General features: G+C 65.5%; 21 protein-coding genes and 2 tRNA genes. 8 read left to right on the plus strand and 15 right to left on the minus strand.

Features of this window, described 5'->3' with window-relative positions; genetic code table 11:
• Positions 1 to 5: 5 nt before the first annotated feature.
• From ACOQOU_RS01170 to ACOQOU_RS01190, 5 genes are all read right to left on the minus strand, one after another.
• Positions 6 to 1,154: an MBOAT family O-acyltransferase gene (locus ACOQOU_RS01170; RefSeq protein ID WP_306025627.1), complete on the minus strand. Its 1,149-nt coding sequence runs from the start codon at positions 1,152 to 1,154 to the stop codon at positions 6 to 8.
• A 25-nt stretch (positions 1,155 to 1,179) separates the two neighbouring features.
• Positions 1,180 to 1,314: a hypothetical protein gene (locus ACOQOU_RS01175; RefSeq protein WP_306025628.1), complete on the minus strand. Its 135-nt coding sequence runs from the start codon at positions 1,312 to 1,314 to the stop codon at positions 1,180 to 1,182.
• A gap of 6 nt (positions 1,315 to 1,320) precedes the next feature.
• Positions 1,321 to 3,183: a class I adenylate-forming enzyme family protein gene (locus ACOQOU_RS01180; protein ID WP_306025629.1), complete on the minus strand. Its 1,863-nt coding sequence runs from the start codon at positions 3,181 to 3,183 to the stop codon at positions 1,321 to 1,323.
• Positions 3,180 to 4,904, minus strand: coding sequence for a class I adenylate-forming enzyme family protein (locus ACOQOU_RS01185; RefSeq protein ID WP_306025630.1), 1,725 nt, complete (start codon positions 4,902 to 4,904; stop codon positions 3,180 to 3,182). The genes ACOQOU_RS01180 and ACOQOU_RS01185 overlap by 4 nt, the downstream gene beginning before the upstream one ends.
• A 90-nt stretch (positions 4,905 to 4,994) precedes the next feature.
• Positions 4,995 to 5,693 carry a hypothetical protein gene (locus ACOQOU_RS01190; RefSeq protein WP_306025631.1) on the minus strand — a complete coding sequence of 233 codons (699 nt, stop codon included), beginning with the start codon at positions 5,691 to 5,693 and terminating at the stop codon, positions 4,995 to 4,997.
• A 247-nt stretch (positions 5,694 to 5,940) separates the two neighbouring features.
• Here ACOQOU_RS01190 and ACOQOU_RS01195 point away from each other — a divergent pair, with 247 nt between their 5' ends.
• The 6 genes from ACOQOU_RS01195 (at position 5,941) to lipB (ending at position 9,051) form a co-directional block, all read left to right on the plus strand.
• On the plus strand, positions 5,941 to 6,453 hold the full coding sequence (locus ACOQOU_RS01195) for a hypothetical protein (RefSeq protein WP_306025632.1): 513 nt from the start codon (positions 5,941 to 5,943) through the stop codon (positions 6,451 to 6,453).
• 134 nt (positions 6,454 to 6,587) lie between these two features.
• Positions 6,588 to 6,902: a (2Fe-2S)-binding protein gene (locus tag ACOQOU_RS01200; protein ID WP_306025633.1), complete on the plus strand. Its 315-nt coding sequence runs from the start codon at positions 6,588 to 6,590 to the stop codon at positions 6,900 to 6,902.
• A gap of 57 nt (positions 6,903 to 6,959) precedes the next feature.
• On the plus strand, positions 6,960 to 7,445 hold the full coding sequence (gene bfr, locus ACOQOU_RS01205; RefSeq protein WP_109767077.1) for a bacterioferritin: 486 nt from the start codon (positions 6,960 to 6,962) through the stop codon (positions 7,443 to 7,445).
• A 76-nt stretch (positions 7,446 to 7,521) separates the two neighbouring features.
• Positions 7,522 to 7,597: transfer RNA gene (locus tag ACOQOU_RS01210), tRNA-Thr, on the plus strand.
• 275 nt (positions 7,598 to 7,872) lie between these two features.
• The gene (locus tag ACOQOU_RS01215; protein ID WP_109767197.1) at positions 7,873 to 8,265 is read left to right on the plus strand and encodes a VOC family protein; all 393 of its coding nucleotides are present in this window, start codon (positions 7,873 to 7,875) and stop codon (positions 8,263 to 8,265) included.
• 66 nt (positions 8,266 to 8,331) lie between these two features.
• Complete coding sequence (gene lipB, locus ACOQOU_RS01220) at positions 8,332 to 9,051, plus strand: lipoyl(octanoyl) transferase LipB (RefSeq protein ID WP_306025673.1); 720 nt, start codon at positions 8,332 to 8,334, stop codon at positions 9,049 to 9,051.
• Between the two features lie 65 nt (positions 9,052 to 9,116).
• Here lipB and ACOQOU_RS01225 read toward each other — a convergent pair whose 3' ends face one another.
• The 3 genes from ACOQOU_RS01225 to ACOQOU_RS01235 all read right to left on the minus strand — a co-directional run bounded on the left by ACOQOU_RS01225 (position 9,117) and on the right by ACOQOU_RS01235 (position 13,235).
• A complete protein-coding gene (locus tag ACOQOU_RS01225) occupies positions 9,117 to 11,129 on the minus strand; it encodes an acetyl-CoA carboxylase biotin carboxylase subunit (RefSeq protein ID WP_306025634.1) in 2,013 nt (670 codons plus the stop codon).
• 85 nt (positions 11,130 to 11,214) lie between these two features.
• Positions 11,215 to 12,156 (minus strand): DMT family transporter, encoded by a 942-nt coding sequence (locus ACOQOU_RS01230; RefSeq protein WP_245412733.1) that lies wholly within the window; start codon positions 12,154 to 12,156, stop codon positions 11,215 to 11,217.
• Positions 12,157 to 12,233: 77 nt separating this feature from the next.
• Positions 12,234 to 13,235: a hypothetical protein gene (locus tag ACOQOU_RS01235; RefSeq protein ID WP_109767074.1), complete on the minus strand. Its 1,002-nt coding sequence runs from the start codon at positions 13,233 to 13,235 to the stop codon at positions 12,234 to 12,236.
• A gap of 120 nt (positions 13,236 to 13,355) precedes the next feature.
• On the opposite strand from ACOQOU_RS01235, the gene ACOQOU_RS01240 reads away from it, so the two are divergent.
• Positions 13,356 to 14,186 (plus strand): class I SAM-dependent DNA methyltransferase, encoded by an 831-nt coding sequence (locus tag ACOQOU_RS01240; protein ID WP_306025635.1) that lies wholly within the window; start codon positions 13,356 to 13,358, stop codon positions 14,184 to 14,186.
• Here the strand turns inward: ACOQOU_RS01240 and mnmD are convergent.
• Complete coding sequence (gene mnmD / locus ACOQOU_RS01245) at positions 14,183 to 14,848, minus strand: tRNA (5-methylaminomethyl-2-thiouridine)(34)-methyltransferase MnmD (RefSeq protein ID WP_306025674.1); 666 nt, start codon at positions 14,846 to 14,848, stop codon at positions 14,183 to 14,185. The genes ACOQOU_RS01240 and mnmD overlap by 4 nt on opposite strands.
• Before the next feature lie 35 nt (positions 14,849 to 14,883).
• Here mnmD and ACOQOU_RS01250 point away from each other — a divergent pair, with 35 nt between their 5' ends.
• Positions 14,884 to 16,035, plus strand: a complete 1,152-nt coding sequence (locus tag ACOQOU_RS01250) for an NAD(P)/FAD-dependent oxidoreductase (protein WP_306025636.1) — start codon at positions 14,884 to 14,886, stop codon at positions 16,033 to 16,035.
• On the opposite strand, the gene ACOQOU_RS01255 is transcribed toward ACOQOU_RS01250, so the two are convergent.
• From ACOQOU_RS01255 to ACOQOU_RS01280, 6 genes are all read right to left on the minus strand, one after another.
• Complete coding sequence (locus ACOQOU_RS01255; protein ID WP_306025637.1) at positions 16,013 to 17,548, minus strand: cryptochrome/photolyase family protein; 1,536 nt, start codon at positions 17,546 to 17,548, stop codon at positions 16,013 to 16,015. The genes ACOQOU_RS01250 and ACOQOU_RS01255 overlap by 23 nt on opposite strands.
• Positions 17,549 to 17,556: 8 nt before the next feature.
• Positions 17,557 to 18,279 carry an SDR family NAD(P)-dependent oxidoreductase gene (locus ACOQOU_RS01260; RefSeq protein ID WP_306025638.1) on the minus strand — a complete coding sequence of 241 codons (723 nt, stop codon included), beginning with the start codon at positions 18,277 to 18,279 and terminating at the stop codon, positions 17,557 to 17,559.
• Positions 18,280 to 18,446: 167 nt separating this feature from the next.
• Positions 18,447 to 19,913 (minus strand): trigger factor, encoded by a 1,467-nt coding sequence (gene tig, locus ACOQOU_RS01265; RefSeq protein ID WP_109767070.1) that lies wholly within the window; start codon positions 19,911 to 19,913, stop codon positions 18,447 to 18,449.
• An 88-nt stretch (positions 19,914 to 20,001) separates the two neighbouring features.
• A tRNA-Leu gene (locus ACOQOU_RS01270) sits at positions 20,002 to 20,086 on the minus strand.
• A gap of 99 nt (positions 20,087 to 20,185) precedes the next feature.
• Positions 20,186 to 20,770: a GDYXXLXY domain-containing protein gene (locus ACOQOU_RS01275; RefSeq protein WP_109767069.1), complete on the minus strand. Its 585-nt coding sequence runs from the start codon at positions 20,768 to 20,770 to the stop codon at positions 20,186 to 20,188.
• Positions 20,763 to 21,926 (minus strand): DUF2157 domain-containing protein, encoded by a 1,164-nt coding sequence (locus tag ACOQOU_RS01280; protein ID WP_306025639.1) that lies wholly within the window; start codon positions 21,924 to 21,926, stop codon positions 20,763 to 20,765. The genes ACOQOU_RS01275 and ACOQOU_RS01280 overlap by 8 nt, the downstream gene beginning before the upstream one ends.
• Between the last annotated feature and the right edge of the window lie 138 nt (positions 21,927 to 22,064).

Below are 22,064 nucleotides of genomic sequence, written 5' to 3' on the forward strand. Positions count from 1 at the left end.
TCCTCTCAGTCGATCAGGCCGAACAGGCGGCCATAGGTTTCAAGCGCGGCGCCCGGCGTGCCGGCGGTCAGGATGACGAAACCGAGCCAGACGAAATGGACGGTGAAGACGACCTTGGCCACATGCAGCACGGGCAGCGCGCTTTCCGGCAGCGCCTGCTCGAACCGCGTCGTCCAGCCATGGCTCTTCTGCCAGACGATCAGCCCGATCCCGTGCCAGGCGCCCCACAAGAGGAAACGCAGCGAGATCTCGTGCCACAGGCCGATGGCGATCATCGTTGCCATGGCGCCGAGCGCCGGGCTTCGCGTCTGGGCGACGACGACCGAATAGACATAGTCGCGGCACCAGCGTGACAGCGAGATGTGCCACGACCGCCAGAAGGCCGAGATGTTGGGCTGCAGATAGGGCCAGTTGAAGTTCTCCATCACCCGGTAGCCGAGCAGGCGCGCAAAGCCGATGGCAATGTCCGAATAGCCCGAGAACTGGAAGTAGAGGTTTAGCCCGTTCTGGACGATTTCCAGATAGATGACGTGCTGCGCGGCAGGATCGTCGAACGTGGCGATGTAGTCGCCGAGCACGCCCTCGGTCAGGAAGTTGGAGAGGATGACGATCTTGGCATAGCCGTAAAGGATGCGCTCGGCGCCCTCGGAGATCAGCGCCGGGTCGAAGCGCTGGCGGTTGAGGTCGCGCCGGTAGTCGTCGAAGCGGTTGATCGGGCCGACGACGATGGTCGGCAGGAACAGAAGATAGCCCGCCAGTTCATGGGCGCCGGCGCGCGGGATCGCAGACTTGTAGCGCTCCATCAGGAAATGGATGCAGCGGAACGTGTAGTAGGACAGGCCCAGCGGGATGGCGACCGTGTCGAGCAGATTGTCCAGATTCACCGGCTGGGTGATCTTGTAATAGCCGAGCACGCCAAGCATGGCGATGATCGCAGCCGCGACCGGCCGGAATGTCGGCGCGGCGATGTTGCCGGCCAGATGGGTGATCACGGTGAAGAGCAGCAGCAGGATCGCCGAATCCGGCGAACGGCTGGCAAGGAAAATCACCGTGATCGCCATCAGCACGAACTGGCGCGCCGTGCGCGGCGCCAGCCAGTAGACCGACACGGTCAGCCACATCCAGAACAGCCATGTGATCGACAGATAGCTCATGGCCGCTCTGCGGTCTGCGCCGGCGTCAGCGGACGATCAAAAGAACGGCAATGGCAGCGACGGCGGCAAGGCAGGCGATCAGAAAAGCCTGCAACCAGACAACCGGCGGCGCCGGCCGGTAGTGGGCGGCAAGGCGCGGCGTGCGGGAGTTGCGGTCCATCACCCATCAGCCCCCGGCCCGGTGCTGTTCCAAGATCTCGACCAGATGGCCGAGCGTCGTCACGCGCAGCACATCGCGCGCCGACAGCGTGACCGAAAACGCGCGCTCCACTTCGCTGATCAGCGTCAGGTGCGCGAAACTGTCCCAGCCGAAGGTCGAGCGCGGTTCGCTCGTCAGGCGCAGATCGGCGGGCTCGCAGACAAAGACCTGCGCGGCGAGCGCCATCACGCGATCCTCCAGCGATCCGCTTTGCGCCTCGCCCTCGGTGGCGCCGTCGGTCCCGAACAATGCCTGAAGCCGGTCGACCAGCACCTTGCCGGCCGGATTGCGCGGCAAGGCCTCGATCACCTTGAAGGCGCGCGGCACCTTGTTGGGGCTCAAAAGACCGCGTGCATGGGCGGTCAGCGCGTCTTGGTCGGGCGCCTCATGCCCCGGGCGCGGCACGATGGCGCAGACGACCCGCTCGCCCCAGACCGGATCGGGCATGCCCAGCGCGTGCGCTTCGGCGACCGCCTCGTGCGTCAGCATGGCATCGACGATCTCCTGCGGCTGGATGTTCGCGCCGCCCGAAATGATCAGCGCCTTCTTGCGCCCGGTGATGGTCACGAACCCGTCCGCATCGATCGTCGCAAGATCGCCGGTGCGGAACCAGCCGCCACCGTCGATGGCGTCCGATGTCAGGTCCGGCCGGTTCAGATAGCCGGCCATGATGTTGGTGCCGCAGATCATCAGTTCGCCCGCTTCGCCCGGCGCGGCGGGTTTGCCGTCTTCGCCGACGAGGCGGATCTCGCAGTCGACCGGCTTGCCGATCGTGCCGATGCGGAAGGTGTCGTCGGACGGGCCGCAATAGAGCGCCTCGCACACCGTCTCCGACAGGCCGTAAGTGTTGATGATCTTCACGCCGAAGCGTTCCTGGACGCTGCGCCACAGCGCTTCGGGCAGCCGGTCGCCGCTCGAGCGGATGTACCGGAAATCCGGCGTCGCGAGCGCGTCGCGATAAGCCTCGCCGAGCCGATCCATCAGCGACAGCATGGCCGGCACGAGATTGAAGTGGGTGATGCGGTCCCGATAGACGCTGTCGAGCAGCGTCCCCAGTTCCTGCACGTTGAAGCGCTGCGGCCGGTAGAGCATCGCGCCGGTCATGAAGGCGATCAGCGGTCCGTGCAGGATGCCGTCGGTGAAGTGCATCGGCAGCGGGTTCAGGATGCGGCTGTCGGCGTCGTAATCATAGACCTTGAAGAAGGTGGCGAGCTGCGCGGCGAGATTGGCGTGGCTGAGCTGGACGACCTTGGGCGCGCTCGTCGTACCGGAGGTGAACAGCATCAGGCCGATCGCGTCGGCGGGCACGGGCGCGGGCATCGGCGCCGGCTCGATGGCCGCCAGTTCGCCGGCCAGACCGGACGGGCCGGCCGATTTCGCGCCGCGCATCAAAAGCTTGCCGATCAGCCCGCCGGCGCCGGTGTCCGGCTCGATGATGGTGTGCGCAAGGCCGGCCGGCAGCGGGCCGGCATCGAACATCAGCCGGTCGATGAACAGATGCGCCAGATCGGTCGCCGCCAGCGCGTTGGCGCGCTCGGGCGGCGTCATGGCCGGGTTGAAACTGACGATTGCGACGCCCGCCCGAAGGGCCGCGACGATCAGCGCGGCGGCCATGGCCGGATCGTCGGTGACGATGCCGGCGCGATCGCCGCGCGAAAGCCCCTTGGCGCCAAACAGCGCAATCAGCCGTGCGACCCGGTCGGTGAACGCGCCATAGGTCAACGGCTTGCCGTCGACCACCATGAACGGCTTGTTCGCATCGGCCGACTGCGCCGCCCGGTCGAGAAGACCGGTGAGCGGGCCATGCAGATCGAGGGGCTGTTGGTTCATGGCGACAATGCCTTCTCGGTTTGCGTGAGGAGCTGCCGCAGGCGGGCCTTGTCGGGCTTGCCCCGGCCCAGCCTCGGCAGCTCGTCGAGGACGAGGATGCGCGCCGGCGTCTTGTAGGGGCCGAGCGCGTCATGGATTGCTGCCTTTGCCGTCCGCTCGGCGTCGATGTCGGCGGGTGCACCGACCATCGCGGCGCCGATGCGCTCGATCCCGTGCGCGTCCGTCCAGGAAAAGACACAGGCCTCGGCGACCCAGTCGAGCGCATTCAGCGCGCCCTCGATCTCGGCCGGGCTGACGAGCGTGCCTTCGGCGGTCTTGATGATGTCCTTCTGGCGGCCGACGATTTCCAGCCGGCCGCCCGGCAAAAAACGCCCCAGATCGCCGGTGAAATGCCAGCCGGCCCATTTTCCTTTTGTCTCGATCGACGCCAGCGGCGACAGCGTCATGCAATCGGAATGGACCGCGATCTCCCCGACCTCGCCCAGCGCGACGGGCCTGCGCTCATCATCGACGAGAATGGCCAGGCAATCGCGCAAAAATCCGCCGCCGGCGCTCATCGTGTGCGGCGTGTCCGGATCGGAATAGGCGGCGGTCGCAAATTCCCGTCCGCCATAATAGTCGACGACCGGCAGCGAAAAGCGCTCGCGGAGAAGATCGGCGGTGGCGAAATCGAGAACGCCCGAGCCCGAAAAGACGGTGCGGACGGACGCCAGTTCCTCGCGCGTCACTCGTGCGCCGGCCTTGGCGAAGGCGCGCAGCACGCCCGGAACCGCGGTCAGCTGCGTCACGCCATAGCGTTCGCACAAAAGCGCCAGCGCGATCGGGTTGTCGCGGGCCTCGGCGTCGGGAATGACGACCCGTCCGCCGCTGGCGAACGGCAGCGTCACCAGCGACCGGAACGCGCTGAGCGCGGTGAAATCGGTTGCCGTGCAGAAGATGTCGGACGCATCGAAGCCGAACGCGCGCTGGGCGATCTCGGTCGACCGGAACACCGCCTCATGGCTGGTTTGCATCGCCTTGGGCGCACCCGTCGAGCCGCTGGTGAAGCCGACGAAGGCGGCATCGTCGGGCGTCACGGTTGGAAGCGCCGACCAGAAATCGTCGGACGGATCGGGGCAGGCGCCGGCGAACTCGGCGAAGGCATCGAGCGGCACGCCCTCGCCCACTTCGATCCTGTCGCCGATGACATCGAGCCGGTCGGAAAAGGTCAGCATGGCGGGCGCGGCCTCGATCATGGCGCGCAGCGCCTTCGTCCCGACCGTGTCGCCAAGCCGGACGACCGTCGCGCCCTGAAGGAGCGCGGCGAGCGTGACGAGATAGGATTCGAGCCGCTGCGTCGCGTCGACCGCGATGCGGGTGCCCTTGCCGACCCCGCGCGCCGCGAGCCCGGCGCACACGCGTCCTACGATGGCCGCCACATCGCCCGCGGTCAGCGCGCCCTCGCCTGCGGCGAAGACGAGTTGCTCGGTCGGCGGCCGCGTCAGGCCCTTTCGGATCAGCGCGTTGGCGGTGCGCTGTGCCCAAGGCACGGCGGAGACAGCGACCGGTAAGCCGGCGGTTTCGGGCGCGCTGCCGGCAATGTCGGCTTCATCGCAATGCAGCGCCCGCGCGATGCGATGGCGCGGCGCGCCAAGCGCGCGCCAATAGTCGAGCGCCAGAACCCGCGGCGCCGGCGCATTGTCATCGGTGTGACAGTTCCGCTGCGTTACCGATGCGGTCATCGCACGCACTTTCCCCTCCGTACCCGACCTTCAATGTACGCGATTGGCATCCGATGACCTAAGGGAAGAGGCTGAAAAACGCTGCGCTGGTTAACTGGTTCGGTAAACCCGCGAAGCCGACGACGCCGGCTCGAACGGGCGGGCAACGGGCTGTCCGGCTCGGGCAGGCGCGCTCATGGCGGTGCGCAAAGCCCGCGCGGCAAAGCCCAGATGGTAGCTGGCCCAGGCGGCGATGCCGGCGAACTTGGCGCCGTCCTCCCAGACGATCGTCGCCACGCTGCCTTCGATGCCGAAGACGTCGAACGCCAGGCTCATGGCGAGCAGCCCGCCCGCGAGCAGGAACAGGACCGGGTTGAAAGCGAGGATGCGGCGCCAGCTCAGGACCATGTAGGCCATTGCCATGAACACATAGCCAAGCAGGACGGCAATCTGCGGCACACCGAGCTTCGGCGCGGCGTTTTCGTGGACGAGATAGACGTCGTCGATGCCGAAAAAGAGGCTGATGAGACCGGCGAACAACAAGGGCATCCACGCCCCGGAACCGCGGTCGATGCGCCTGAGCAGCATTGCGGCAAACAACGCGACCGCACCGGTTGCGACCCACATCAGGACGCCGAGCGTCGACATGAAGCCGTACCAGGAGCGGCAGCAATCGCCGGACACGACGCCGGCAATCATCGGATCGAGAAACAAAAGGCGCGGATCGACGAGCGGCTGCATGGCTGCGACCAGGGCCAGACCGGCAGCGGCCGCAACGGGCAGATACAGTCTCCAATCGTGCGTCGTCATGCCGTGGTCCCCGATCGATGGCAGGACCGCACCGTTCGGCGCACCCCCGCAGCATCGGGCAATCCTGCCATGGTGATCTTAAAAAGCCCTGAAGAGCGAGGGACCGAGATCCGCCCGGCGCCAAGAATGGCGCCGCGCGGTCGCGCGCGGCAGTTTGGAATCGTTAAAAACTAGAGTATTTGACACCAGTTTAAGGTCGCGTCATAATCTGACAACGAACATCACCTTTGAAAGACCTGAGTTTACCGTGGGCGCACCGCTCGACATTGGCCACCTGTCCCCAGCCAGACCGCTGATCGGTCCGGCGGAGCGACTGGTCGTTGACGGCCTGCGCCAGTGGACCTCGGGAACCGCCGCCGGCGACAAGCCGCTTCTTGCACTTTTCAAGCGTGAACTGACCGAAACCCAGGCGCGGACCGCTGCCGTCGCTCTCGAGCAATTCGCAACCGCGCTCGGACTGTGCGCCGTCTGCCCATTGCGCACCGCCAACACCGGACCCTGCGACCTCAGCCGCGACGAAATGCTGATCCTTGGCCTCGTCTCGGCCATCCAGAATGGCGACAGCGAGGCGGCCGAACTGTGTCTGCGCGCGCTCACCTGCTCCAGTCGCTGCGATGCGGTCGCCCTGGCGGCCGGCGAATTTGCGCTGATCATGCGCAGTTTGGGAAAGACCCTGCCGCCGATGCCGGCGCGGCGCATTCACGGTGCACTGGACACGTCCGCGCATCGCGGCCGTCCCCCCGCCGCAAGGCTGCACTGAGGCGGACGGACGATGATGGCCGCGCTGCATGTTTATCTTTTCGCCCGCCGCATCCAACGGTTTGACATGGATCATGGGCGCTCCGCCCGGCTCCGTGCCAACTTCGAACAGTTGAATGCAAGGAAACGCCCGCGATGATCGTGTGCAGCTGCAATGTGATCGCGCTCCGCGAAATCGAAGAGGTCATCACCGGCTTTCTCGAGGCCGACGAATGGCAGTTGATCACGCCCGGCATGGTCTATCATGCGATGGCAAAGCGCGGAAAATGCTGCGGCTGCTTCCCGCGCGTGATCGACACGATCATCTCTGTCAGCGAAGCCTATCATCGCCGCAAGGCCACGCCCGAGGACAAGATCGTTCCGTTCATCGCGCGCATCCGCGAGGAGCATGACCGGTACGAGACCGTGCGCCGCATTGCCAGGGCTGCCAAACCGCGCAAGGCAGCTTGATGTTTCGGCCTTTTTGGCCAATTTCAGGACAACAACCAGAACCGGAGGGACTCGGCCATGAAGGGCAATGAGAAGGTCATAGAACGGCTCAATGAGGCGCTGTTCCTCGAACTGGGCGCGGTCAATCAGTACTGGCTGCACTATCGGCTGCTGGAAGACTGGGGCTATCAGAAGCTGGCCGCCAAGGAGCGCGCCGAAAGCATCGAGGAGATGCATCACGCCGACAAGATCGTCGAGCGGATCATCTTCCTTGAAGGCTTTCCGAACCTGCAGAACGTGGCGCCCCTGCGCATCGGCCAGAGCGTCCGCGAAGTACTCGAATGCGATCTGGCGGGCGAAAAGGAAGCCTGGGATTCCTACACCAGGTCCCGTGACGTCTGCGAGGAAGCCGGCGATTACGTGACCAAGAACCTCTTCGAGGAGCTGATCGCCGACGAGGAAGGCCATATCGACTTCCTTGAAACCCAACTCGACCTGCTCGAAAAGCTGGGCGCCGAAAAGTACGGGCTTCTCAACGCTGTCTCGGCCGACGAGGCCGGGTAACGGCGCGTTGCCGGTTAACCGGTTGCGCACAAGGCGGGTTTACAGACGCGCACGCTGTGCTTATCTGCCTTCGAGCGCCCCTATAGCTCAGTTGGTAGAGCAACTGATTTGTAATCAGTAGGTCCGCGGTTCGAGTCCGTGTGGGGGCACCAAACGCAACTCGCGCAGCGAAATGCGGAACACGCCCACCAAACTTTGCAGAAGCGGCAAGCGATTGCGCAGCAAACGCTGAGAGCGATGGTTCCAGGTTGTTCCGGTCACCTGCACCACTTCTTCGCTCACCGCAGTCTCGCTCCGCTTGACACCTCCGGGGAGCCGGTCAGCCTCCGGGTCACGCTTGTGCCTTTGCGCGGATTTGAGGCTTTGCTGCTGACACACCCTGTCAGCAGCGACCGGCTAGCCTGTGCCGCAAAACGGGGAATCAGCGATGAGCGTTCTGAGCCACATCACGCTTGGCACCAACGATACCGACCGCGCCGCGCGGTTCTACGATGCCGTTCTCGGCGCGCTGGGGTTCGCGCGCCTGCCAAAGCCGGAGGGCAAGCCGCCGGCCTATGAGAAGAACGGCCGGATGCCGACCATCTATCTCTATCCGCCCGCCGACGGCCGGCCCGCCACCTGGGGCAATGGCACCCATGTGGCATTCGTCGCCGAGACCACCGATGCTGTCGATGCGTTCCATAGGCTGGCGCTCGACCATGGCGGCAGCGACGAGGGCAAACCCGGCCCGCGCCCGCACTATGGCGACGATTATTATGCGGCCTATGTACGCGATCCGGACGGCAACAAGCTGCAGGCGGTGTGCTATCGCGCGCCGTGAAACTCCGCCCCGCTTGCATCGGGGCCCAAGCTGCGCCATCTGACGGCGATGAGCGACGTTTCGACAATGCCGTCTCCGCCCGCGCGCGACGATCTGGCCGGCCTGTTCCACGCCGTGCCCGGTTCGCCGCCCGTCGAGTGGCGCATCGCCGACGGGCTGGTGGACTATGAGGCAGCGCTGGCCTTCATGGAGGACCGCGTTGCCGCTATCCATGCGGGCATCGCGCCGGAGATGGTCTGGCTGATCGAGCATCCCCCGCTCTACACCGCCGGCACCAGCGCCAATGCCGCGGACCTGACCGAGCCGGACCGTTTCCCTGTGTTCGAAACGGGCCGCGGCGGCCAGTACACCTATCATGGCCCGGGCCAGCGGGTCGCCTATGTGATGCTCGATCTCAAACGCCGCCGGCAGGATGTGCGCGCCTTCGTTGCCGCGCTCGAAGCCTGGGTGATCGGCACGCTGGACCGGTTCAATGTGAAAGGCGAGCGGCGCGAGGATCGCGTCGGCGTATGGGTCCGTCGCCCCGAACGCGCTGGCCCCGCGCCCGGCATCGCCGCCGAAGACAAGATCGCCGCCATCGGCATCCGCCTGCGCAAATGGGTGTCGTTTCACGGCATTTCGATCAATGTCGAACCCGACCTGTCGCACTATGGCGGCATCGTGCCGTGCGGCGTGACCGAGCACGGCGTCACCAGCCTGGTCGATCTGGGCCTGCCGGTGTCGATGGCCGATCTGGACGTCGCGCTGAAGGTCGAATTCGAAACCGTCTTCGGCCCCGTGAACTGAGCGCTTTCAGCGAAAGTGGGCACCGGTTTCGCGGTTCGAAAGCGCGGCCAGAAGACAAGTGAAGCCTATTCGAACTCCATGATCACCGCGTCGACGGCAAGGCTGTCGCCCGCCTCGGCGTGTATGACGGACACGGTCGCATCGCGTTCGGCGCGCAGCACGTTCTCCATCTTCATCGCCTCGATCACCGCCAGCGTCTCGCCGGCCTGCACGGCCTGGCCGACACGGACATTGAGCGCCACGACGAGCCCCGGCATCGGGCACAGGAGCTGTTTGGATGTATCGGCGACCGCCTTTTCCGGCATCAGCGCCTCAAGTTCGGCCACATGCGGGCTCATCACCTGCGCCGTCACCGAATAGCCGCGCCAGTCGATCACCATCGCGTTCGCCACTGGCCGGATCTGGGCAACGACGCGCGTGCCGCCGACAGACCCGGTCCAAAGCGGATCGCCGAGCCGGAAGCCGGTTTCCAGCGCGGCGGGCGCACCCTGCCCTGTTGCCACCGTGAATTTGGTTTGCGGGCCCGGCTCGGCCGCCGCGACCGACAGCGCCAGCCGCTCATCACCGATCCGAACCACCCAGTCGGTACCGATCCGGCCGGAATGGGGCGCAATGCGCCCGGCATGCCGGTCGAGCCGGTCCTTGCGGATGATCTCCACGGAAAGCGCGATCGCGGCGAGGATGGATCGCGCCTCCGCATCCGGTTCGGGCGGCATGAAGCCGTCGGGATATTCCTCGGCGATGAAATTCGTCGTCAGCCGGCCTTCCCGCCATCTGGGGTGCGCCATCAGCGAGGCAAGGAACGGCATGTTGTGGGCGATCCCGTCAATGACGAACCCGTCCAGCGCATCGCGCATCGCGTCGATCGCCGCTTCGCGCGTCGGCGCCCAGGTGCACAGCTTGGCGATCATCGGATCGTAGAACATCGAGATTTCGGCGCCCGCGAAGACGCCCGTATCGTTGCGCACGATCAGATCGTCCGTGCACTGCTCGGCGGGCGGCTGGTAACGGGTCAGCCGTCCGATCGAGGGCAGAAAGCCGCGTACCGGGTCCTCGGCATAGACGCGGCTTTCGATGGCCCAGCCGTTCAGCGTCACATCGTCCTGCGCAATGCCCAGCTTCTCGCCCGCAGCCACACGGATCATCTGCTCGACCAGATCGAGCCCGGTGATCAGTTCGGTCACCGGATGCTCCACCTGCAGCCGCGTGTTCATCTCGAGGAAGTAGAAATTGCGGTCCTTGTCGACGATGAACTCGACCGTGCCGGCACTCTGATAATCGACGGCCTGCGCCAGCGCGACGGCCTGCGCGCCCATCGCGGCACGCGTTTCCGCATCGAGGAACGGCGACGGCGCCTCCTCGATCACCTTCTGGTTGCGGCGCTGGATCGAGCATTCGCGCTCGCCCAGATGGATGGCGTTGCCATGGCCGTCGGCGAGCACCTGGATCTCGATATGGCGCGGCTCCTCGACGAACTTTTCGATGAAGATGCGGTCGTCGCCAAAGCTGGACGCCGCCTCGGATTTCGACCGTTCGAAACCGTCGCGCGCTTCATCGTCGTTCCAGGCGATTCGCATGCCCTTGCCGCCGCCGCCGGCCGACGCCTTGATCATCACCGGATAGCCGATCTGCGCCGAGATCGCCGCCGCCTCGTCCGCATCGGCGATCAGGTCCATATGACCCGGCACGGTGGAAACGCCCGCCTCGGCGGCAATCTTCTTTGAGGTGATCTTGTCGCCCATCGCGTTGATCGCCTTCGGCTTGGGGCCGATGAAGACGATGCCCTCGGCCTCAAGCGCCTCGCAGAACGAGGCCCGTTCCGACAGAAAGCCGTAGCCCGGGTGCACCGCCTGCGCGCCGGTCGTTTTGGCGGCTTCGATGATCCTATCGGCGATGAGATAGCTTTCGGTGGCGGGCGGCGGGCCGATATGCACCGCCTCGTCGGCCATTTCGACATGCAGCGCATCGGCGTCCGCATCCGAATAGACCGCGACCGTGGCGATGCCCATGCGCCGCGCCGTCTTGATCACGCGGCAGGCGATTTCGCCGCGATTGGCGATCAATATCTTGTCGAACATGCCCGTCGGAGCCCCCGCCTTGTGCCTTTTTGTCCGGCCTTGTTACCGAAATCCGGCACCCGGACAATGATCTGTTTGTCTTAGGTCACGCACCGTCTTTCTGGTCCACGGTCCGTTCGCGCCAGAAGACGTAGAGCCCCGACGCGACGATGATGCCGATCCCGAGCCATTTGGTCGGCGTCGGAAATTCGCTGAACAGAAGCAGGCCGAACAGCGCCGCCGATATGATCTCGATGTACTGGAACGGCGCCAGCAGCGAGGCAGGCGCCATCTGGAAGGCGCGCACGAACAGATAGTGCCCGGCGACACCGATACTGCCCATCAGCGCCACCAGCGCCCACACGGTCGGGTCCGCCGTTGGCGTGACGGCCAGATCGCCAATGCCCGCCACGGTGCCGAACGCCATCGCCACGGCGACGATCGCCATGCCGCCAAGTCCGGAAACGAACTGCATGACCATCGCGCCATCGTTTCGGCCGGCAATGCGGTTGAGCATCAGATAGGTGGCGAACAGCGTTGCCGCGCCAAGCGGCAAGAGCGAGACCGGCCCGAACACCGCATAGGAAGGCTGGATGACGATCAGCGCGCCGCCAAAGCCGACAATGACGGCGGCGACCCGGCGCCAGCCCACCGGTTCGCGCAGCACCAGAAACGAAAGCAGGGTCAGAATGAGCGGCTCGACGAAGAAGACCGCGATCGCATCGGCCAGCGGCATGTATTTGAGCGCCACGAAGAAGAACAGGCTCGCCGCGCCCAGAACCATGCCGCGCACGAAATTGAGACCAAACCGGTTCGAGCGCAGCGCGGCAGCGCCGCCGAAGGCCATCAGCCAGACAAGGCAGAAAGCCGTCTGGATCGCAAAGCGGAAGAAAGTGACCTGGCCGGGTGACATGGCGCCGCTCTGGCCCAGCAGTTTGGCGACCGCATCCATGGCCGGCAGCAGAAGCGCGCCGACAACGGCCAGTGCCATGCCGCGCACCGGCATGTCGGCTGAAAAGGAGGGTTTTGACGGCAGCGCCTGAACCATCGCTCAGACGTCGCACGGCGCGCACGGTTGGAAAAGCCCTTATCGGCCCCGAACGGTTCTAACCGGACGTATGATCGTCAGGCGACCTGATCGATCAGCGGCGCGAGCGAGGGGTGCACGTCCGGCGATTCGTCCCGGATGAATCGCAGCAGCGCCTTTTCGTTTTCGTGCAGCAGCCCGTCGCGGCCCATGCGCCGGGCGATCCAGTCCGCTTCGTCCGTATCGATGGTTTCCGCAGCGGCGGTTGCCTCCGCAAACGCCTGGTTGGTTTCGCGCCAGGCGTTTTCGACGCCGGTCTTGGTCATGACCGCGTCCTTGTAGCCCTTGAGCCCGCCGGCGAAGACGCGCGAGAAGAAGCCGGCCACATCGACGCTGTCGTCGGCCAGCCAGGCCTCGCGCTGGAGCGCCGTTTCGCGGGTCGCCGCCTGGTGGCGGGTGGCGGCCATCAGCGAAAAGCCGATCGCCTTGACGAACAGGTCCGACCAGGCCGGATCGTTGTCGGCCTCGGCCGTCCGGTCGTTGATGTCGAACAGAACCTCGGCCTCGTCGCGGGTGATGCCGGCATTGCCGCCGCCGCCATAGGCGTAGAGGATGCGCTTGAGCATGGCGACATCGTCGGCGGTCACGACGCCCGGACGCGCCGTGCGGCCGCGGGCCAGCGGTCCGTCGCCATCGGTCACGACATGCGCCACCTGACGCAGCGCGAATGCGCTCAGCGATGCGGGCATCGCCGTCGCCCGCTCCATCACGGCGATGAGCAATTCAACCTCGGTGCGTGTGCACACGACGCCGTCGCGCGATATGGCGCTGATCAGCCAGTCGGCATTGGCGTCCGACACGTAGCCCTTCGGCGCCTCGCGATTGACCAGATAGTCCGACACCGCATCGATGAAGAATGCGTCCCATTCCGGCACGCGCGACCGGCAGGACGTGTCGATGGCAAACAACGCATCGGCCTCGGGCCGGCACACGACGCCGTCACGGAACACCTCGCGGCGCAGCCGCGCAACATCGTCGGCGGTCACCGCGTTCCTGGCGACGATTTCGGCCACAGGACCCTGCAAAACCAGTTCACCCATCTCAGTTCCCCGCAATTCGGACGCGACGCGCCCTCAAAAACCCGGGCGAGACTGACACGGATCGCTTGAATTTCGGCTAAGCGGCGTGGTTAAGCCAAGCTTGCAACCTGGAACCGCCCCATGATCGAGACGACCGACGCGCTCGCCGACGCCTATAATGCCGCGCTTGCGCACGAGAAGGCCGGGCAAACCGCAGAAGCGGCAGCACTCTACCGGCAATGCCTCGCGCTCGATCCCGCCGACCGGTGCGGCGCGGCGATGCGGCTCGCCTCGATGGGCGTGGGCGATGCGCCCGAAAAGGCGGCCGACGCCTATGTCGCAACGTTGTTCGACCAGCACGCCGAGGATTTCGACGACATATTGACCGGCGCGCTCGGCTATGCGGTGCCGATGCAGGCGGCCGAATGGCTCAAAGCCAACCGGCCCGGCCCCTATGACCGCCTCCTCGATCTTGGCTGCGGCACCGGCCTGTCCGGCATGATGCTGATGGAACTGTGCGCGCATGCGACCGGCGTCGACATCGCCGAACAGATGGTCGAAAAGGCCGACGAGCGGGCGGCCTATGACGCGCTTTACGTCAACGAGGCGGTGCATTTCCTCGACGAGTGGGCGAAAAGCGGCGACCCTGACCACCAGCCCTTCGATCTGATCGTGGCGACCGACGTCCTGCCCTATATCGGCGCTTTGGAGCCGCTGTTTGACGGCATTGCGGCCAACGCGACCGCCGACGCGCGGCTCGTCGTCTCCGCCGAGACCCTGCCGGCGCTCGCCGACGGCGACAAGGACTGGACGGTGACGCCGCACCAGCGCTTTGCCCATTCGGCGGACTATCTGCGGACCATGTGTGCTCGGGCGGGCTTTCCTGACATCGAACTGTTCGAGCCGATCACCGTGCGGCTGGAACAGGGCGCGCCGATCCCGGGTTTTCTGGTCGTGGCGGCGCGGCCCTAATCCGGACGCCGGCCGCGCATCATCTCGCGTTTTACCCCAAATCCCGGCACTTTTTCGACGTCGAAGCCCGCCGCTTGAAGGTTGCGCCGCACCCAGCCCGCCGCCGTGTAGGTGGCGAACGTGCCGCCGGGCTTTGTCCGGTCGAACACGGCCTGCATCAAGGGCTCCGACCACATGTCGGGGTTCCTGGCCGGCGCGAACCCGTCCAGATACCAGGCGTCGGCAAGGCCGTTCCAGCGCGTCACGCCGTCCAGCGCATCGCCGGCCACCACGGTCAGCCGCGTCTGCGGATCGAGGATCCATGTCACCGGTGTCGATGTCAGGTCCGGCCAGCGTTCGACAAGGCGGACGCACAAGGGCGCAAGGTCCGGCCAGCGCCCGATCGCCGTCATGATCTCGTCGGCCGTCATGGGCAGCGCTTCGAAGGAGACAAAATCGAGCCGCGCGCCCGGCAGGCGGTGGAGCCGCCATTGCCGCCAGGTTTCCAGGAAATTGAGGCCGGTGCCGAACCCCAGTTCCGCGATCACCATGTCGGCGCCGTCGCCCCAGCGCTCGGCCAGCCGGTTCTGGCCAATGAAGACATGGCCTGTTTCGGCGCGGCCATCCTCGCGGGCGTAAAAATGGTCGCCAAACCGGGTCGAAAACGGCATGTCGCCATCCATCCACTCCAGCGCATCGCGTTCCAGATCGTCCGCCAATGATTGTCTCTCCCGCTCCTGCCAACCCCGATATCGCCGTCATCGGCGGCGGCATTGTCGGCCTGTGGTGCGCCCGTGAGGCCGCGCGGCGCGGCGCCCATGTGCTGCTGATCGAAAAGCGCACAATCGCCTCGGGCGCAAGTGGCGGCATGCTCGGCGCGCTGATGCCGCATCAGCCGACCGGCTGGAACGCCAAGAAACGGTTCCAGCTCGACGGGCTCCTGTCGCTGCCCGAGCGCGTGGCATCGCTGGAAGCCGAAACCGGGCTCAGCTGCGGCTATGCGCAAACCGGCCGGCTGATGCCGATCGGCCATCCCGAAAAGCGCCGCCAGAGCGCGCAATGGGTGGAGGGCGCCAAAACCCATTGGCCGGATGGGATCGGCTGGACGATCGAAGATGCCAATCCGGCAACGGGCTGGCTGGCTGGCCACTCGCTGCCCCACGGCGTCAATTGCGACACGCTGTCGGCGCGCATCGATCCGCGCAGGCTGACCGCGGCCTTGCGCGCTGCGCTCGACGCCAGCGACCGCATCACCATCCGCGAGAACACCAGCGTCATGCGGCTTGGCGCCAATGGCACGCTGGTGCTGGACGACGGCACAGAAATCACGCCCGGCGCAACCATCGTTGCCGCCGGAACCGGCGCATTCGCGCTGATCGAGCCGGAAGATCCCAAGCGCATCGGTCGCGGCGTCAAGGGCCAGGGCGCGCTTCTGAAGCCGGCGCGCCCCATCGATCCCATGTCACCCATCCTCTACGACAAGGGTGTCTATGTCATCGCGCATGACAGCGGCCTGATCGCGGTCGGCTCCACCTCGGAGAACGCATTCGACGCGCCGGACACGACCGACGAGAAGCTCGACGGCATCCTCGCGCAGGCCGCCGCGCTGTGCCCGGCGCTTGAAGGCGCCACCGTTGTCGAACGCTGGGCCGGGGTCCGCCCGCGCGCGGAAGGCCGCGAACCGCTGGTCGGACCCCTGCCCGGCGCGACCGACACGATCCTCGCCACCGGCGGGTTCAAGATCTCCTTCGCCATCGCGCACCTGATAGCCGATGCGGCGGTCGGCTTTGCGTCTGGCGACCAGCTGGTGGGCTTGCCGGACGCGTTTGCGCCCGACCGGCGCGGTGTCACGCTTCGTCGATCCCCTTGAAGAACCGCGCCGCATCGTCGCGCACGGCCTCGACCTTGTCGCCGCTCATCCGGTCGAGCGTGCCATACATCATGCCCATGCGCCGGTTGCCGGCCAGCGTCTCACGGTTCTCGATCAGGAAGTTCCAGTAGAGATAGTTGAACGGGCACGCCTTCGGGCCGTTCTTGACCTTCACCCGATAGCGGCACGAGCCGCAATAATCCGACATCTTGTCGATATAGGCGCCCGAGGACGCATAGGGCTTGGAGGCGAACAGGCCATCGTCCGCATAAAGCGCCATGCCGACCACGTTCGGCATCTCCACCCACTCATAGGCGTCGTGATAGACGATCAGAAACCATTCCTGCACCTGTTTGGGATCGAGCCCGGCCAGAAGCGAGAAATTGCCGATCACCATCAGTCGCTGGATATGGTGCGTGTAGGCATTTTCCTTCGTTTCCGTAATGGCTTGGCGCAGGCAGTTCATGTGCGTCTCGCCGCTCCAGAACCAGTCGGGCAGATCGCGCGTCGCTCCCAGCGCATTGCTGTCGCCATAGTCGGGCATGTTCCGCCAATAGACACCCCGGATGAATTCGCGCCAGCCGATGATCTGCCGGATGAAGCCTTCGGCGGCATTGATCGGCACGGCGCCGTCCCGCCACGCCTTTTGGGCCCGCTCGCAGCATTCGCGCGGGTCGAGCAGGCCGACATTGATCAGCGCCGACAGGTGCGAATGGAACATCAGCGCCGCGCCCGTCACCATCGCATCCTGAAACGTGCCGAAATCGGGCAGCGCGTGCTCGACGAACCAGTTCAGATAGTGGAGCGCCTGCCGGCGGGTGACGGGATAGGCAAACGGTTCGAGATCGCCGAAATGGTCGCCGAACCGTTCGCCAACCAGATCGAGCACTTCGCGCGTCGTCTCGTCCACGGTCCAGTCTGGGCGGTCAGGAAAGTCGAGCCCGTCCTTGGGCGGCGCGCGGTTATCGGCATCGAAGTTCCACTGCCCGCCGGCCGGCCCGCCATCCTCGATCAGATAGCCCGTGGCCTTGCGCATCTCGCGGTAGAAATACTCCATCCGCAGCGCCTTGCGGCCATCGGCCCAGCGGGCGAAATCGGCGTGGCTGGCAATGAAGCGGTCATCCAACCGGACGTCGACCTGGATTCCGAAAAGGTCCGCCCATCCCTGCTGCATCGCCAGAACCCGCCATTCGGCTGCTTCGGTGACGACGATCCGGTCGGCGCCGTGCCGCTCGACCGCAGCGCGCAACGCGTCGGTGAACGAGGCGATCGCGTCATCGTCCGCGTCGAGCCGCCGGTAGTCGACGGTGAAGCCTTCGGCCTCGAGACCGGCCGCGAAATGACGCATGGCAGCGAAGATAAAGGCGATCTTCTTCTTGTGATGCCGGACATAGGTCGCTTCGTCCCACACCTCGGCCATCACGATCACATCATGTTCGGGATCGGCGTCGCGCAACGCGGACAGATCGCGCGAGAGCTGGTCGCCCAGAACCATGCGCAGCGTCTTGCCCATCGGCGATGTCAGCCCTTGGTGCGCAGCGAGGATCGCCCGCCATCGACGCCGATCACCTGCCCGGTGATCCAGCCGCCCGCATCTGTGAGCAGCACACGCGCCAGCGCGGCATGGTCCTCTGCACTGCCCAGCCGCGGGATCGCGTGCATCCCGGCGATCGCCTTGGCCATCTGTTCGGATGCGGTCATGGAGGCGGCAAGCGGCGTCGCGGTCAGGCTGGGAGCGATCGCGTTGACGCGCACCTTGGGCGCCAGTTCGGCGGCCAGAGCCCGCGTCAGCCCCTCCACGGCGCCCTTGGCCATCGAAACCGAGGCGTGCGCGGCAAAGCCCTGGCTCACCGCCACCGAAGAGAACAGCAGCACCGAGCCGCCCTCGCCCGCCTTTAGCGCATCGAGCGAGGCTTGCACGGCTAGCGCGGCGCCCGCCGCGTTGACGCGGAAATCGGTCAGGAAGTCGTCGCCGGTCATACGGCCGAGCGGCTTGAGATTGATCGTTCCCACCGCATAGACGAGCCCGGCCAGGTCATCACCGGCTTCGCCGGCCGCCCTGGCGATCTGGTTCGGATCGGTCACATCGGCGACGCTGTGCCCGGCGCCCAGCTCCGCCGCGACCTCGGAAAGCCGGTCGCCGTCACGCCCGACCAGATGCAGGTCGTGCCCGTCGTCGGCCAGTGTCCGCGCGATCGCCAAGCCGATGCCGCCATTGCCGCCATAAATCAGATAAGTTCCCAACGCCCGTCCTCTCGCGACCTTGCAGGCGGACACGACGCCCGCCGCCTTTAACCTAGGCGCAGCGGTGCGGGGTCAACCGGAAAGCGGGAGGCGGCAAACGCCACACACGAAAAAAGGCCGGCTTGGCAGCCGGCCCATTGTCTTTGTGATCTGTCCCGAACGGTTGCCTATTCGGCGGCGTCGCCGTCCTTGGCCTCGGCGGCCTCGGCCTTCTTCTTGGCAGGCGCCTTTTTCTTGGCCGGCGCCTTCTTCTTCGGCGCAGCCTTTTTCGTCTCTTTCTTCGGCGCGGCTTCCTCATCCTCGTCCTCGGCCATCAGCTCTTCCTTGCTGACGGTCTGGTCGGTGACCGAGACGACGGTCAGGAGGTGATCGACGGTCTTTTCCTCGAAGATCGGGGCGCGCAGATTGGCCACCGCATCAGGGTTCTTCTGGAAGAACTCGTAGACCTGCTTTTCCTGGCCGGGATATTGCTGCACATGGCGCATCACCGCCTGCTGCAGTTCGGTGTCGGTCACCTCGACGCCGGCATCCTCGCCGATCTGCGACAGCACCAACCCGAGGCGCACGCGGCGCTCGGCCAGCTTCTGGTATTCGGCCCTGGCCTCGTCCTCGGTCGTTTCCTCGTCCTCGAACGTGCGGCCGGCCTGCTCCAGTTCGTTGGTGATCTGGTTCCAGATATTGTTGAACTCGGTCTCGACCAGCTTTTGCGGGCTTTCGATCTGGTACATCTCGTCCAAAGCGTCGAGAAGCTGGCGCTTGACCTTCTGGCGCGTCATGCCGCCATACTGGCCCTCGATCTGCTCGCGCACGACCGCGCGCAGCCGCTCGGCGCTCTCGATGCCGAGCTTTTCGGCCAGTTCGTCATTGATCTCGACCGGTTCGGCCTTTTCGACCAGCGACACGGTGACATCGAACACCGCTTCCTTGCCGGCCAGATGGGCAGCCTGGTAATCCTCGGGGAAAGCCACCTTCACCTGGGTCTCGTCACCGGCCTTGGCGCCGACAAGCTGCTCCTCAAAACCGGGAATGAAGGTGCCCGAGCCCAGAACCAGCTTGGTATCGTCATCGGTGCCGCCCTCGAAGGCCTCGCCGTCGATCTTGCCGACATAGTCGATCGTCACCCGGTCGCCATCGGCGGCCTTGCCCTTCTTCTCTGAATATTCGGCGGCCGACTGGGCGATCCTCTTGACCTGCTCCTCGACCTCCTCCTCTGCGATGTCGACCACCGGGCGGGTGATCGCGATCGTCGAGAAATCCTTGGTCTCGATCGGCGGGATGACCTCGTAGCTCACAGAGAACTCGAAATCGCTCTCGCCGGTCAGCACCTTTTCCGCCTCGCCCTCATCCTCGGTCATGTCGACATCGGGCGGCGTTGCGGACTTCTCGCCGCGGTCGGCAAGGATCGAGCGCGGCGTCTCGCTGAGGATCTCGTTGACGATCTCAGCCATGAAGGATTTGCCGTACATCTTGCGCAGATGGCTGACCGGCACCTTGCCCGGCCGGAAGCCGTTCAGGCGCACACGGCCCTTGGCATCGTGCAGCTTGTCGGTGAGCTTGGCCTGGAGATCGGACTTGGGCACCACGATCTTGATCTCGCGCTTGAGCCCTTCATTGACGGTTTCGGTGACCTGCATCTTCTAACCTTCGTTTCTGCCGGCGCGCTGCCCGTCGGCATGCCTGGGTGCGCCTCTTGGATGTTCAAACTGCCCGGTGGCGAATTGGTGGTGCGGATAGAGGGAGTCGAACCCCCACGCCTTGCGGCACTGGAACCTAAATCCAGCGCGTCTACCAGTTCCGCCATATCCGCAGCGCGCCAGGCCGCAGCATGACGCCAGTGGCGGCCCCTATAGCATCATGGCCCGGCGCATCAAATGAAAAACGCCGTTCGTTTCGAGCGACCCGCGCGTCAATAGAGCGGCTCGGTGACGATGGTCTCGCCGGCCTGCCGAAACGCCTTGATCTGGCCGGTGCCGTCGGCGCCGACGGCGATGACGATCTCGGTCAGGCCGCCGGCGCGCATCCGCGCCTCCAGTTCCGGCGCCCGGTGCTCATTGGTGTAAAAGCGCCCTATGCCATAGTCGACAAAGAGCGTAACGGTTCTGCCATCCAGATAGGGCGCGGTGCCGCGCAGGAAGATGCCTTCATCGGGCTTGGTGAGCGATGCGGCGACGGGCCTGTGGTGGCCGTCCGGCCCGGCCTCGAAGGTGACATAGACCGGAACGTCACGGCCCGGCTCACGCATGCCGGCTTCCGCCGTCAGGCCGGCCAGCACGTCGCCGGTGATCTGCTGGGCCGGATAGGTCAGCACAACATAGTGGCCGCGCAGCAGGTCGCGCGGGTCGATCGGTTCGCTCTTGAGAACGATCTCGGCACCCTCGCGCAGGATTTGCGCGCGGCTTTCGATCATCCAGGCAAGGATCGCGCACAGAACCGCGGTCGCGGCGACAGCGGCGGGGACGACGAACGGCTTGGCACGCGCCGGCTCAGCCATCGGCCTTCTCCTCAATTGCAGCGCGGCGCTTGAAGCGGCGCTCCGCCCAATAGATCCCGCCCGCAATCAGCGTCAGCGTCACCCCGACGGCAAGGAAGAAACCCGCCGTGCCCAGGAGCGAGGCGACCGTTTCCCCGTAAAGAAACAGGATCTCGCCGACAAAAACCGCATAAGAGACATAACGGATGGTGCGCGAACGCGCGCCGTGGGTAAACAGCGCATAGAGCGCAAAACCCAGCGTCATCGGCCCGACGACGAACAGCGGCAGCAGGTCGCCGCTTTCGACATGCAGCGCAAGAAGGGCGATCAGCCCCGCGCCGAACGCCGTTTCCGGCCGGCGCAAGAAGGCCGGCGCCGGACCGCCGGCGCCCCGCGCAAGCCACAACCCGGCCAGGCTCGCCGCGAGAAGCGCCAGCCATATCGCCAGCCGCGCCCCGTCGGGCAGACCTTCATAGAAGTCGGCGATGGCCTCCAGAACCGAAAACAGGAACGGCACGAGGCCGACGAGGAAGGTCGCTGCCGCCACCCACCGCAGCCACGGCATGCGGCCGAACCGCGAAAGCGCGTAGCCCGCCGCGCAGAAGGCGGCGAAGATGACGAAATCCGCATCAACCAGGGTCTCCGGTGCCGGTGTTTCCAGATACCACCAGGCGATGGCACCGAGCGCGCCGGCCGCCAGCACGTGGCTGCGCACGGCCAGCCCGGCAATGCCGAGCCCCAGCGCGAAGCCGAACATGGCCTGACCGATATCGCCGGGCAGATGATACATCTGGCCGACCAGCGCCACGCCGCCCACATAGGCGGCGCCCGCCACCAGATAGGCCGCCTCCTCCAGCCAGCGCGCATGCCGGCCGCCACGCGCACCGATGACCGCGCCGCCGATCAGCCCGCCGGCGATCAGCACCATGATGCCGGCAACCTTGGCAAGGCGCGGGATCGCCTCCCAGTTGGCCGAAATGAACATCACGATGGCAGCGGCAAACGAGATGGCCGCGAAAATGGCGACGATTCGGAAAAACGAGAACGGTTTTGCGTCCCCATCGCGGGCGGCGGCGGCGCTTCGTCCGATATCGGCCAAGAGCGCGGCGGCGACATCGTCGGCGATGATGCCACGATTGTGCCAATCTTTGATCTGGTTCTCCAGATAGCTCGCCATCGCTCAGTTTTTCTTGTTGAAATTCATATACTTGGAAAACCGACGCCGTTAACGTTCCGGAAAGGATCATGGCATTTTTGTGCAATGCAAAAACGCATATGTGCTATGCACAAAACGGGCTTATCACTCCTGAAAGCG

The organism is Oceaniradius stylonematis, from assembly GCF_965223445.1.
GTDB classification, from domain to species: domain Bacteria; phylum Pseudomonadota; class Alphaproteobacteria; order Rhizobiales; family Rhizobiaceae; genus Roseitalea; species Roseitalea stylonematis.